Origin of the sequence: Nocardia sp. NPDC058519, from assembly GCF_042719755.1 — a bacterium.
In the GTDB taxonomy this organism is placed as follows: domain Bacteria; phylum Actinomycetota; class Actinomycetes; order Mycobacteriales; family Mycobacteriaceae; genus Nocardia.
Map to the genome: position 1 here is coordinate 37,367 of NZ_JBHXNK010000017.1, position 13,344 is coordinate 50,710.

General features: G+C 66.3%; 10 protein-coding genes. 3 read left to right on the forward strand and 7 right to left on the reverse strand.

Annotation, left to right across the window (positions count from 1 at the left end; all coding sequences use genetic code 11):
- Window positions 1-26: 26 nt before the first annotated feature.
- The 6 genes from ACFWPK_RS19555 to ACFWPK_RS19580 all read right to left on the reverse strand — a co-directional run bounded on the left by ACFWPK_RS19555 (window position 27) and on the right by ACFWPK_RS19580 (window position 4,562).
- Entirely contained in the window at window positions 27-782 is a 756-nt protein-coding gene (locus ACFWPK_RS19555) for a dienelactone hydrolase family protein (RefSeq protein WP_378917670.1), read from the reverse strand.
- Window positions 783-959: 177 nt separating this feature from the next.
- Window positions 960-1,736 (reverse strand): SDR family NAD(P)-dependent oxidoreductase, encoded by a 777-nt coding sequence (locus ACFWPK_RS19560; protein WP_378917672.1) that lies wholly within the window; start codon window positions 1,734-1,736, stop codon window positions 960-962.
- A 10-nt stretch (window positions 1,737-1,746) separates the two neighbouring features.
- Window positions 1,747-1,896, reverse strand: coding sequence for a hypothetical protein (locus ACFWPK_RS19565; protein ID WP_378917674.1), 150 nt, complete (start codon window positions 1,894-1,896; stop codon window positions 1,747-1,749).
- The gene (locus ACFWPK_RS19570) at window positions 1,893-2,717 is read right to left on the reverse strand and encodes a DUF1684 domain-containing protein (protein ID WP_378917676.1); all 825 of its coding nucleotides are present in this window, start codon (window positions 2,715-2,717) and stop codon (window positions 1,893-1,895) included. The genes ACFWPK_RS19565 and ACFWPK_RS19570 overlap by 4 nt, the downstream gene beginning before the upstream one ends.
- 80 nt (window positions 2,718-2,797) lie before the next feature.
- Window positions 2,798-3,484, reverse strand: a complete 687-nt coding sequence (locus ACFWPK_RS19575) for a hypothetical protein (protein WP_378917678.1) — start codon at window positions 3,482-3,484, stop codon at window positions 2,798-2,800.
- A gap of 10 nt (window positions 3,485-3,494) precedes the next feature.
- A complete protein-coding gene (locus ACFWPK_RS19580) occupies window positions 3,495-4,562 on the reverse strand; it encodes a phosphotransferase (protein ID WP_378917854.1) in 1,068 nt (355 codons plus the stop codon).
- 218 nt (window positions 4,563-4,780) lie between these two features.
- Here ACFWPK_RS19580 and ACFWPK_RS19585 point away from each other — a divergent pair, with 218 nt between their 5' ends.
- On the forward strand, window positions 4,781-5,179 hold the full coding sequence (locus tag ACFWPK_RS19585; RefSeq protein ID WP_378917680.1) for a low affinity iron permease family protein: 399 nt from the start codon (window positions 4,781-4,783) through the stop codon (window positions 5,177-5,179).
- A gap of 34 nt (window positions 5,180-5,213) precedes the next feature.
- On the opposite strand, the gene ACFWPK_RS19590 is transcribed toward ACFWPK_RS19585, so the two are convergent.
- Complete coding sequence (locus ACFWPK_RS19590) at window positions 5,214-5,576, reverse strand: hypothetical protein (protein WP_378917682.1); 363 nt, start codon at window positions 5,574-5,576, stop codon at window positions 5,214-5,216.
- A gap of 90 nt (window positions 5,577-5,666) precedes the next feature.
- On the opposite strand from ACFWPK_RS19590, the gene ACFWPK_RS19595 reads away from it, so the two are divergent.
- Both ACFWPK_RS19595 and ACFWPK_RS19600 read left to right on the forward strand, forming a co-directional pair.
- Complete coding sequence (locus ACFWPK_RS19595; RefSeq protein ID WP_378917684.1) at window positions 5,667-6,365, forward strand: aspartyl/asparaginyl beta-hydroxylase domain-containing protein; 699 nt, start codon at window positions 5,667-5,669, stop codon at window positions 6,363-6,365.
- 60 nt (window positions 6,366-6,425) lie between these two features.
- Complete coding sequence (locus ACFWPK_RS19600; protein ID WP_378917686.1) at window positions 6,426-13,268, forward strand: amino acid adenylation domain-containing protein; 6,843 nt, start codon at window positions 6,426-6,428, stop codon at window positions 13,266-13,268.
- The last annotated feature ends 76 nt before the right edge of the window (window positions 13,269-13,344 follow it).

Here is a 13,344-nt window from a genome sequence, read left to right on the forward strand (position 1 = left end):
GCCGTCGGGTGTCCTACGAGAGAAGTTCAGCGCAGGGCGCGCGTGAACAGGTCGGTCAGTTCGGTCCAGTGCCGGGCATCGGCTTCGGCGTCGTAGACATCGGTGTCGGATTGGGTGAAGCCGTGGCCGGCACCGGGATACACCTCGGTGCGGAAGGTGGTGCCGGCGGCGGTGAAGGCGGCGTCGAGCCGTTCGATCTGTTCCGGCGGGAGGCTGGGGTCGGCGTCGGCATGAGCGAGGTAGACCTCGGCGGTGATTCGGCCGACCACGGTGTGTGGACTGGTGCGGTCCTCGGTGGCCAGCCGGCCGCCGTGGAAGCCGGCTACCGCGGCCACCCGGTCGGGGTAGGCGGCGGCGGTGTGCAGTGCGTTGCGCACGCCCATGCAGTATCCGGACAGGCCAACCGGGTTGCCCGTGGTCAGTGGGGAATCCGACAGCCACGACAGATACGCGGCGGCGTCCGTGACGACGAGTTCGGGTGTCAACGCGGTCAGCAGTGGGCGCAGTGCGCCGAAGATCTCGCCGCGTCGGTCGGCCCCGATGAAATCGGGAAGGTCGATCACCGGTGCGGCACCGTTGCGGTAGAACACATTCGGAACGAGCACAGTGAAGCCGAGGGCTGCAAGGCGTTCGGCGTCACGGCGGACCACCGGCCGCAGCCCGAACGCGTCGGAGAACACCAGAACCGCGGGGTGGGGAGCGTTGTCGTCGGGGTGGACGAGGAAGGCATCGGCCTTGCCGTCGGCCGTTGCCACGTTGATGGCGAGCGTGTGTACCGCCACGGCGGAACCTCCTGAGCGCATCGAGTTGGGCACACCCTACTGATCGCGCGGCGTTGATCCTTCGCGCGATGCGGTCGGGACCGGCATCTGTGCACGCAGTGAATTCGGCGCAACGCAAGCGCATGGCGGCGGTGACCGTGCCGCAGGGGCATATCGGCGTTTACCGGGCAGCCTCGTTCAGAACGGCTGACCAGGCAGCGGCAATATGCCCAGGTTGGCGTCGATCCCGCCGTCGACAACGAGGGTGGTGCCGGTGATGTAGCCGGCGGCGGGAGAGGCGAGAAACCAGATCGCCTCCGCCTGTTCCACAGGCTCGGAGAACCGTCCGAGCGGAATCCGGCGTTCGATCGCGGCGAGCAGCGCCGGGTCCTGGTGCACTCCGGCAGTGATACCCGTGCGGGTGAGCCCGGGAGCGACGGCATTGATCCGAACACCCTGTGCCGCATAGTCGATCGCGACCGCACGGACCAGATTGATCAACGCGCCTTTGGACGCGTTGTAGGCCCAATTCCCCGCATCGCCCCGCAAACCGGCCACTGACGCGGTCAACACCGCTGAGCCCCCGGACCGGCGCAACGCCGGAATCGCCGCCCGCAGCCCGCTGATCGGGCCGAGCAGGTTCACGTCGAGGATGCGTTCGGCCGCGCGCACCGCATCGGCGGACTCGAGCGGCGGGGTACCGCCGGTCCCGGCATTGAGGACGACGGTGTCGAGTCGGCCGAAGCGGCTCAGCGCGGCGTCGACAGCCGCCTGATTCACCGCATCCTCGGAGACATCACCGGACAGGGTCACGATGCCATCGCCGAGCCCGGTCAGGCCGCGCTCGGAGATATCCACAGCGACCACTTCATGCCCGCGTTCGGCGAACAACTCGACGGTGGCACGGCCGATACCGGACGCGGCGCCGGTCACGATCGCGACGCGACGTGCGTCGGCGGGGGAGGGCTCGGTCATCCGATGCCATTCACAGCGAAGGGATTCCACCCTCGGCGCCGGCGTTGGGCTTGCCGGCCCAACCGGCGGTGACCAGTGTCATCGCCCGGGTCGTCGTGCCCGAACAGCTCGACGAGAATCTCACCAGGAACGCCGACGTGCTGATCCGCGGTGTACTCATCCCTGACGCTCGTAGGGGATCTTCTCTCCTGCCTCCACCGCTACGGGGAGCCTGTTCTCGGCGGGCGGCAGCGGGCAGGTCGCCAGATCGGTGTAAGCGCACGGTAGGTTGACGGCCCGATTGAAGTCGAGCACGACCGTGCCGTCGGCAGCCGGAGTAGATACCTGCACAATGCGATTCGCGGCGTAGGTGGTGACTCCCGAGGTGGTATCGGTGAACAGCACCGACAGGTCGCCGGGGTTCTTGCCGGGGAACGCGGTCAGCCGCAATCGTTGACCGTCGATATCGAACTCGACCCGTCCCGGTGCGTCGTAGACGTGCTCGAGCCCTTCGACCGAGGCGCCGACGGTGGTCGGTCGCGGCTGCTCGAACCGAATGTAGCGACCGGTCACCACCCACTTCGGGTCCGGCGCGTAGGTGGGCGTGCCCCGAAATGCTGTGCGCAACTGGTTGTTCGGGTGCCGAGGGCGGACGATGTCGTTGCCACCACGGCGGGCGACCTCGATCACCGCATCGCCCCACACGGCGTTCACCCCGTCGCGCTCGGCGATCGCGCCGAACTCGTAGCGGCCGCGCACCGGCGTCCCGTCGACGACCAGTTCCTCGCCCTCGTCGAGGACGACGACCACACCGCCGACACCGGTGGACCAGGTGCCGGGCGCATCGGTGAACCGCTCCGGGGTTTCGGTGAGCCAGTGCAGGTTGGTGATGGCCAGGAATCCGTGCCGGTCGGCCAGACGCTCCTCCTGCTGACGGTGCCATTGCTGCCAGTCTGCGGTGAAACCGTCTACCGCGGCGGCCGGGGTTTCCTGTGTTGTCATGCATCGATACAACGCGACACCACCGCCGAACTACAGAATTGCACTCAGCCCGAACACAATGCGAGTCCGAACGCGAGAACCTAGGGAGTCTTGAGTGGAACTCCTTGCATCACTCGCCGTTTCACCTCACGGAAGTTCTCGATGCCGTCCACTTCGATGATCGGAGTGCCGTCGTCCGCCGTGTCCTCGACAGTGCGCAGCAGGTCCCGGTCGAAATGCTCCAGCAGTGTCGGATCATCGAGGTCGATTCCGTCTGGTTCGTCATCGATCATCAGACGCGGCTGCCCGACCACCACATCGGCTTCCAGCTCACCCCCGATGGTGAAGAAGTGCTCCTCGCCGTAGAAGAGGTCGGCGAGAACATCTCCGCCGATGTAGGCGCTGCAATCGTTGTAGTCGCCGATGAGCCTGCCGACACGTAGATCGCCGTGTACTTCCAGCCACCCCGCCGTGACCACATCCCGGGCGTGCATATCGCCGGTGACCAGCAGGTACGTTTCCGGATCGTCCTGGTCGGTGTACACGCCGTCGACGCGGAGGTTCCCGTTGACGATCAGCAGGAGCGCTCCTTCGGCGCCTAGGTCCAGATCCCCCGCGATGTGCAGATCCCCTGTCACGTAGAGGACGTCGGAGTTGTAGTTCTGGATCTCGTCGAGCGCCTCGGTGATCTGCTCGGCCTTGTGTTCCTCCCGGAAACCGTCGATGGCGGCCAGGATCTCCGCGCGGGATACCTGGTCCGCTGTGAAGCTGCGTGCATCGGCAATCATGGCGCAGAAGCTACACGTCGATTCCGAAACTGGTTGGGGGCACTCGATATTCGGTCGACCGCGAGTTCAGGTCAGCGATAGCGGAGGCTGTGTCGAGGTCGGCGTAAGCGGCTGAATAGCGTTGGGCCAGCGTCAGGGCGATATCGGGGCGTTGCCAGAATTCGCCCGCGCTGGCGGTGCACAGCCACAGTGTCAGACCGTGTGCGACCGAGGCGCGGTAGCCGTGACGGATCTGTTCGGGAGTCGGTTTCTCTCTGGTGGGGAGGTCCAGAGCATCGCGGTAGTCCTCCAAGAGGCGGTCCTCGGCTGCACGCCGGTCCTCGATCGTGAGTGCACCTTGCAGGAAGTAGCCCAGGTCCAGTGACCAGTGACCACGGCGGGTGACCTGCCAATCCAGGAAGCCGATGTGGGTGTCGTCGATGAGGTAGGTGTTGCCGATGTGGGCGTCACCGTGCAGAAGTGTTTGCGGTCCGGAGGTGAGGCTGCGGATGTAGGGCTTCCAGATATCGTCGATCAGCTCACCGATGCTCAGCCTGGTTACCGCGGGTGGGCACTCCGGTCCGAGGCAGTCCAGCGCGGCTTGGAGTGGGGCGATCTCCATTCCGTCCCATGGCGCGAATGGTTCCAGCCATCCCAGGCCGGGGTGTCGATCGAGTCGTTCGCCCCAGAAGCTGCTGTGCAGGCGCGCCAGTGCGCGGACTCCGCTCGTGGCCTGTTCGATCGTGAGGGGACGGGTGGCGTCGCGAGGGTCGGCGTCTCGGAGGGCGAGGTCTTCCATGACCAGCAGAAAATTCTCGGCTTCCTCGTCGATGAGCGCGGCGAACACGGTGGGATGCTCGACGGGCAGGGTCGCGCCGCAGCGGAAGAGGCGTGGTTCGTGGAACATGCCGCTGGTGAGTTTGATGAGTTCCCTGTGTGCTGGGTCGGCGGCCTTGACGAACACCGAGGCCGGGCCCTGCTCCGCACTGTCGTAGGTGAGGGCGAGTCGGGCCCGCCGATTGGTGCCGTCGTCGCGCAGTGCGATTTCGACCGTGGCGACGCGGACACCTGGGTAGTGGACGTTCAGTGCGGTGGTCATCCATTGCGGGGTGATCTGGTCCCAGTCGAGGGGGATCGGCAGATGCTCGAGGGTCAACAGGGATCCTTCGCTCGAAGCGCAAATGATCTTCTCCCAGGGGAGAGGAAGGTTCTCAGATTACTCGACGGCGTATTACTACGTCCAGAAGTTCCGCGCACCCACCCGAATGGCCATTCGTGGGGCTCCGCTATCCGATGGCGGAGACTAGAATTCCGGTGATGGAGCGACGTAGCGAGGCCGCACGAAGTCGTAGTGGAGGTGATCGCCGTTCGCCGTTCGACCGGTTCGTCGAGCGGGCCGAACTACGAGTGAGTCAGGCGCCGTTCTTCTTCATCTGTGCCGGGATCGTTGTGGTGTGGCTGTTCAGCCTGCCGTGGTGGACGGACCTGAAAACCTGGCAAGCCGCCATCCATACCGTTGCGAGCGTTTTCACACTGCTGTTGGTGGTGCTACTCGAAAACGCCGGCCGCCGCGCGAGCGAGGCCTCGCAAGAGAAGCTCAATGTCATCGCCGAGGCGCTGGCCGCGCTGCTGGCTTCATCCGCGTTCGACGATCCCGAGCTTCGAACGGCTGCGGATCGGCTGCGGGAGGCTGTTGGGCTCGAAGAACGGCACTGACTCCACTGGAGCCAGCGCTGTTCGGCGGTTCAGATCAGGTTTGTGACTGATCTGGCTTCGTGTCCGGGTCGACCTTGTCGGCGCGCTCCCACTCCTCGTTCAGCTCGGTTCGCGAATCGGCGGCGTCGGTGCGGTGCACGTCCGCCTGCTGGGCGAGCTGGTCGGCCTGCGCTGCTTTGGCCTCGCTTTCTGCCTTGGCCGCGCGGCTCCTGGCGGCGATCTCCTCCGCCCGCGCCTCTCGCTGACCGACCTCGAATTCCTTTTCCGCCGCATGGTCGCGGATGCCCTGGGCCTCGGCTCTCTGGTGTTCACGCTGTTTGCGCATCAACAACCAGGCGCCGACCAAGAGCACAACGACTACCACCGCGACGATCACGATCACACTGGTGGTGCTCATCCCTCTGCTCCTCGCACCCCCTCTCATCCTAACGCCAGTTGACCTCCCCGGAACCGAGGAAATAGCCGCCACGCGCCATAAACTCGCTGTATGCATCCGACGCTGTTCGCGATCAGTCAACTGCCGTTGCGATGCGTCAACGCTGCGCTCGACCTGCATGTCGGCGGAAGCCGCCGCGAGGTGTTCTTCGACATCGACGAGACCTACCCGGCTCTACGGGAGATCGACCGCAACGCCGACAGCATTCGCGCTGAGCTCATGCCATTGCTGTCGGACTGGGAGGACCTGCCGGAATATCACGTCGTCGACGCCGCGCAAACGCGCATTTCGTCGTCGACGCCGCATCGCTGGAAAGTGTTTCTGCTGTACGCGATGGGGGAGAAGCCGGCCGTCAACCGGCAGCGCTGCCCGCAGACCTGTGCGGTGATCGACGACATCCCAGACTTGTTCCAGGCCTTCTTCTCGATCCTGGAAGGTGGCAAATCGATCCCGGCCCATTGCGGCCCATATCGCGGCTACCTGCGCTATCACCTGCCGCTGGTCGTGCCGGCCCACAATCCGCCGAACATCCGGGTCAAGGACATCACCCATACCTGGCGTGACGGGGAAAGCATTCTCTTCGATGACAGCTGGGAGCACGAGGTCCACAACGACGCGGCCGATCTGCGGGTGGTCCTCATCGTCGACGTGCTGCGCCCGATGCCGTTCCCCTTCCATGCCGTGAATCGGCTGGTCAGCGTGTTCATCCGCTACCTGTATGGCCGGGGTCTCGTGAAGAACCTCCGGTGACCACCACATCGTCGGACAGGAAACTCGACTCGGTGAGCCAACTGGAGGAGACTTTCCTGAATGGTATTCCTCGAAAAACGGTCTGCCTCGAATTCTGAACACCCTCAGAAGCGTGTGCAGCCCAGCTTTCACGCCGAGGAAGTACCGCCAGGGGCTTTTCCGCTCTCGCCGGCCCAATATGGGATCTGGTTCGCCCAGCAGCTCGCACCTGAGGTGCCGTTCTGTATGGCCCACTATGTGGAGTTGCACGGAGAACTGGATCCTGAGCTCCTTCGCGAGAGATCCACGGTGGCCGGTCGTGAGTTCCAGTCGCCCTTTCTTCGCCTGATCGAGGTTGATGGTCGGCCGTTCCAAATCGTTGACCAATCGCTCGCTCACCCGATGGGCTTCATCGATTTCCGCGACGAGCGCGACCCGGTTGCGGCAGCACACAACTGGATGCGGCAGAACTGCGCGGCACCGTTCGACCTTTTTGCCGATCGCTTGGGCACGATCTCGATCTTGCAGGTCGGCGACTCCGATTACCTGTGGTACGCAAGGGTTCACCACATCGCGTTGGACGGTTTCGGCGCGGCGGCGATGTTCAGTCGAGCTGCGGAGCTCTACACGGCCGCGTTCGTGGGCAGGGACGCCGAGCCGAACAAGGCGATGGAGTTGCGTACCGTGTTCGAGCTGAATCGGAAGTACCGCGCCTCCAGCCGGTTCTCCGCCGATCGGGAGTATTGGGCGGAGCGAATCGCGGGCCTGTCGGACTGGGGCACACCGGAATACGAGACAGTTCCCGATGCTGTCCGAAACATCGTCGAGAGCGCGCCGCTGTCGGACACCACAGCCGCGCGCCTCGAGGACTCCGCGAGCCGGTTCGGTGCGACGTCGGCAGCCGTGGCACTCGCCGGAATCGCCTTGTACCTGTCCCGGATGGCGGGCAGCGACGAGATCCTGGTCAGCATCCCGGTCTCAGGGCGAACAACCGCTGCGCTGCGTCGTTCCGGCGGCATGCTCGCCAACGTCGTCCCCCTGCGACTGCGGGTGCGGCCCGAGGACTCGGTAGGCGAGCTCGTGCAGCGAGTACAGGGTGAGTTGATCGGCGCGTTGCGTCACCAGGGTTGTGGCATCGAGGACATCCGCCGCAATGCCGGCGCCACCGGCACCGCTGCTCGATTCTCCGTGCCGCAGGTGAACGTGATGCTTTTTCCCTACGAGATCAAGGTCGGCCCGGTCGTCGGGCAAATCCACATCCTCAGCCGGGGACCGGTCGGAGATCGACTGATCACCGTGTACCAGAACGCGACACCGGCGAAGACCGTCGTCGAAATCCGCGCGAATCCACATCGGTACCGAGACGACGAGGTACGCACTCAGCACACGCAGATCGTCGACCTGCTCGGGGAGTTCATCGCGACGGACGCCGGCACCGCGGTCGGGACGATCCATGCAACCAGTGCGCGCGTGGGAGAACGCCTGCACAGGAAGAACTCTCAGTTGAACTACTGGAGGCGTACGCTCGCCGCGCTGCCCGGGTTGGCGTTGCCGACCGACCGGCCCCTCCCCGCACGACGATCGCTGCGGGCTGCGCGGTACGAATTCTCGATCGGCGCCGACGTGCACCGGCGGATCGCGGCCATGGCGCGGGAGTACCGGGCGAGTGTGTTCATGACCGTGCACGCGGGGTTCGCGGTGTTGCTGTCGCGGTTGTGCGGCAGCTCCGACGTCGCGGTGGGCACGGCGGTAGCCGTGCGTGGGGAGGCCGTCCTCGACGAGGTACCGGGGACGTTCGTCAATACGTTGGTGTTGCGCACCCCGATTCGCGGTGGCACCTCGTTCGGGGAGCTGCTCGAGCTGGTCCGTGATGTTGATCTGGGCGCGTTCGCCCACGCGGAAGTGCCGTTCGAGCGAGTGGTCGAGGAGCTCGCGCCGGTCCGGTCGACGGAGCATGCACCCCTGTTTCGGGTTGCCCTCGGCTGCCGGAACACGGCCCGGCCGGTTCTGGAGTTGCCGGGATTCCGGATCGAGATGATCGGGGTCGATCCGGGAACCACACAGGTCGATCTGCAACTGACTCTGGCCGAGCGGTTCGACGAGGACGGCGCACCGGCGGGCATGACTGCCGATTTCAGTTATGCGACAGATCTTTTCGTCCCGGCGACGGTGCGCAGGTTCGCTGACGGCCTCGTGCGGGTCCTCGACACTCTCACCACCGATCCGGACCTGCCGGTCGGTGCCATCGAGCTCCTCGATGGCACCGACCGGCAAGTGATACTCGGTGACTGGAATGCCACCGACCATGCGGTAGGCGACGATCTGACGTTGGTGTCCCTGTTCGACGCGCAGGTCGTGCGCACGCCGGAGAACATCGCGGTGGTTTTCGACGACGAACGCTTGTCCTATGTCGAATTCGGTAGGCGGGTCAACCGACTCGCCCGCAGGCTGGTTGTCGAAGGTGTGGGACCGGAGACCCTGGTCGCCGTGACGATGCGGCGGTCGATGGACATGGTTGTCGGCCTGTACGCGGTCCTCGGGGCGGGCGGAGGGTATGTGCCGGTCGATCCGGATCAGCCCGCCGATCGGGTGTCCTACATTCTCGACACGACCGATCCGGTGTGTGTGCTCACCAGCGAACGGGAAAGGGTCGAGGTCGCGGGAAACAGGCCTGTCCTGGCCGTCGACACCCTCGATGTCTCGGGGTATTCGACTGCCCCGCTGTCGGATACGGACCGGATCTCACCACTGCGACCGGGAAACACGGCGTACGTGATCTTCACCTCCGGCTCCACCGGGGTGCCCAAGGGCGTGGCACTGAGCCACGCCTCGATCGTGAACCGGTTGGTGTGGGCACAGGCCGAGTACCGGCTCGACCACACCGACGTGGTGTTGCAGAAAACGCCGATCACCTTCGATGTGTCGGTGTGGGAGTTGTTCTGGCCACTCCACACCGGAGCGCGGTTGGTGATCGCGACACCACACGGGCATCGGGACCCGACCTATCTGACGCGGATCATCGACACCGAACGGGTGACGACGGTGCATTTCGTACCGTCGATGTTGACTGCCTTCGTCGCCGAGCCGGTCGTGGAGTTGCCGAAGCTGCGGTATCTGTTCGCGTCGGGCGAGGCATTGTCGGCGCAGGTGGCGCAGCAGGTACGGCAGCGGATGCCCGCCGGGTCGGTACACAATCTCTATGGACCCACCGAGGCGGCGGTGGACGTGACGTTCCACGAGGTGACCGACGAGGATTCCGCCGCGGTGCCAATCGGTGCGCCGGTGTGGAACACCCGGGTCTATGTCCTCGATGACCGGCTACAACCGGTGCCGGTGGGCGTAGTCGGCGAGTTGTACGTGTCGGGAGTGCAATTGGCGCGGGGCTATCACCGGCATCCGGGATCGACGGCGATCCGTTTCGTGGCTGACCCACGCGGACAGCCCGGTGCGCGAACGTACCGGACCGGGGACCGGGTGCGCTGGACCGGGGACGGGCAGCTCCAGTGGGTGGGGCGCACCGATTTCCAAGTGAAGGTCCATGGCTACCGAATCGAGCTCGGCGAGGTCGAGGCGGCGTTGTTGCGATGCGACTCGGTCGCGCTGGCGGTGGTGATCGTCCGTGACGACGGGAGCGGGGACCGCCTGATCGGGTACGTCGTCCCCGAACCCGGTGCGGTGGTGGCCGTGGATGCGGTGAAAACCTCTCTGAGGCAGTGGTTGCCGGATCACATGATGCCTGCGGCGGTGGTGGTGCTCGACGAGTTCCCGCTGTCTCCGGCCGGGAAGCTGGATCGGGCGGCGTTGCCCGCCCCGGACTTCACCGCGGCGGGAACCCGGTTCCGGGCGCCGTCGACACCGAGGGAAGAGCTCGTGGCGGGTGTGTTCGCGCAGGTCCTCGGCGTGGATCGGGTCGGGGTCGACGACAGCTTCTTCGCTCTGGGCGGGGATTCGATCATGTCGATCCAGGTGGTGACGCGAGCGAAGGCCGCGGGGCTGGTCTTCACCGTGCGGGAGATATTCGAACATCGGACCGTGGCCGCGCTCGCCCGGGTCGCCGTGCCGGGCGGCGGGGCGGGCCCGGTGCCGGCCGAACTTGCCGGTGGCGGGGTCGGTGAGGTGGCGCTCATCCCGATCCTGGGATGGCTGTTCGAGCGCGGCACCGGTTTCGACCGGTTCTCGCAGGCGGTGCTGCTGACCGCGCCGGCCGGGCTCGACGGTGACACGCTGGCCCGCACGGTGCGGGCGGTGCTCGACCAGCACGACATGCTCCGGGCCACGCTTCGCCCGGACCAAGGAGCCGGGATCGGGTGGGTAGTGGAGGTCCGGCCGGTCGGGGCAGTGCCCGCGGACCGCTTGATCCGTCGGGTGTCGGTCGAATCCACGACCGGGGAAGCGTTCGCCGCGACCATTGCCGCCGAGCTGGACGCGGCGACGGGCCGACTGGACCCGAGCGCCGGGTTGATGGTGCAGATCGTGTGGTTCGATCCCGAAACCGCTGGTGATGCAGCCACTTCCGGTGGCCGGGTGTTGCTGGTGGCGCACCATATCGTCATCGATGGGGTGTCGTGGCGGATCCTGATCCCCTCTCTCGCGGCAGCCTGGTCCCGGATCACGGCGGGCGCGGAGCCGGAGCTGGGCGCGGTCGGCACCTCCATGCGCAGGTGGGCGCACGGGCTGGTCGAGGCCGCGCACAGCCGGGAGCGGGTCGCGGAACTCGAGCTGTGGACAGCCATGGTGACCGGGCCTGATCCGGTGCTGGGGTCGCGGCGGCTGGATCCGGCGTCGGATCTTGCCCCGACTGTCGACACGGTCACCGTCGATCTGCCGTCGGAGGTGACCGAGACCCTGCTGACCACAGTGCCAGGGAGGTTCCACGGCACTGTCGATGACGGGCTGCTGGCGGCGCTGGCGCTGGCGGTGACGAAGTGGCGGCTCGATCGGGGCGTCGATGCCCGCGAGACGCTGATCACCTTGGAGGGACACGGTCGGCAGGAGCAGGTGGTTCCGGGCGCGGACCTGTCGCGGACGGTGGGCTGGTTCACCACGATGTTCCCGGTGCGAGTGAACCTGTCCGGGATCGACGTCGACGACGCCCTGGCTGGGGGCGCGGCCGCCGGGGCGGCGATCAAAGCGGTCAAGGAACAACTCCTGGCGATCCCGGATCACGGCATCGGCTTCGGGCTGCTGCGCTACCTCAACCCCGACACCGGCCCGACGCTGCGCCAACTGCCCGACCCGCAGATCAGGTTCAACTATCTGGGCCGGATCGCTGATGTACCCGAGCAGCTGCGCGGGACGGGCTGGACCCCGGCGGACGGGGTCGGTGAACTCACCGCCCCGCCGGACCCGGAACTGCCCGCGGCAGCGGTGCTCGACATCAACGCGATCGTCACCGATACCCCGGAGGGTCCCCGACTGCGGGCGCGGTTCGCGTTCCCGACCGGGATCCTCACCGCCGAGGAGGTCACCGATCTGGCCGGGGTGTGGCGTCAGGCGGTAACCGCGGTGACCGTGCACGCGGCCGCACCCGGGTCCGGCGGGCACACCCCGTCTGACTTCCCGCTGGCGCACCTCGAGCAGTCGGCGATCGAAGTACTCGAGGCGCGGTTCCCCGGGCTGGTCGAGGTGTGGCCGCTGACGCCGCTGCAGGGCGGGTTGCTGTTCCACGCGCTGCTGGCGGAGCAGTCGGTCGACGCATATCTGGTGCAGCTGGTGCTCCACGTCCACGGCCCGCTGGATCTGGGTCGGCTGCGGGTGGCAGTGCGGACGCTGCTCGAGCGTCACCCGAACCTGCGGGCCGCGTTCACCCAGGACCCGGACGGAGCATTCGTGCAAGTTGTGCCGGACCGTGTCGAGGTACCGCTGCGCGAGATCGACCTGACCGGGTTCGAGATAGGTAGCAGGGAGCAGGAACTCGTCCGGATTCTCACCGCAGACCGGGGTGTCCGGTTCGACACGGCGACCGCCCCGCTGCTGCGGCTGCTGGTCGTCACCACCGCCCCGGACGAGCACCGGCTGATCTGGACCAACCATCACATCCTGCTCGACGGCTGGTCCAACCCACTGCTGCTCAGGGAACTGCTGAACCTCTACAGCACCGGCGGGGACCCCGCACTGCTGCCGCCGGTGCACCCGTACCGCGACTACCTGGCCTGGCTGAAACGGCAGGACCCGGACGCGTCGCGGACCGTGTGGGCGGTGGCACTGGCCGGACTCGAGGAACCGACCCTGCTCGTCCCCGCCGACCGGGGCAGGCAGTTGTCGGCGATCCCTCGCGACACCCACCTCACCCTGACCGAACCGCAGACCCACCGGATCGAGACGCTCGCTCGCGAGCGGGGAGTCACCGTGAACACCGTCGTCCAGACTGCCTGGGGCATCGTGCTCGCCGCCCTGACCGCACGCCATGACGTGGTGTTCGGTGCCACCGTGTCGGGGCGCCCGCCACAGATCCGCGGCATCGAGGAGATGATCGGGTTGTTCATCAACACGGTGCCGGTCCGGATCACCCTCGATGACCGCGAAACCCTCGGCGGATTGCTCGACCGGGTCCAGACCGAGCAGGTCGCGCTGCTGGGGCACCATTACCTCGGATTGAGCGAGATCCAACACGCAGCAGGCCCCGCGGCCTTTTTCGACACCCTGACCGTGTTCGAGTCCTACCCGATCGACCGGGTAGGACTGCTCGAGACCTCCGACGTCGCCGGCATTCAGATTGTCGACGTGACCGGCCACGACGCCACCCATTACCCCCTCACTCTCACGGTCTTCGTCGGCACCCGGCTGCACCTGACCCTCAAATACCTCTCCGATCTGTTCGTCCCGGCGACGGTGCGTAGCTTCGCTGAGTGCCTTGTGCGGGTCCTCGACACTCTCACCACCGATCCAGACCTACCGGTCGGTGGCAACGAACTGCTCGATTGAACCCACCCGCGATCCATTCGCGGTGACAGGCACGAAACACAGAACGCCGTGAGAAAAGCGGGCGGCCGCCGCAGGG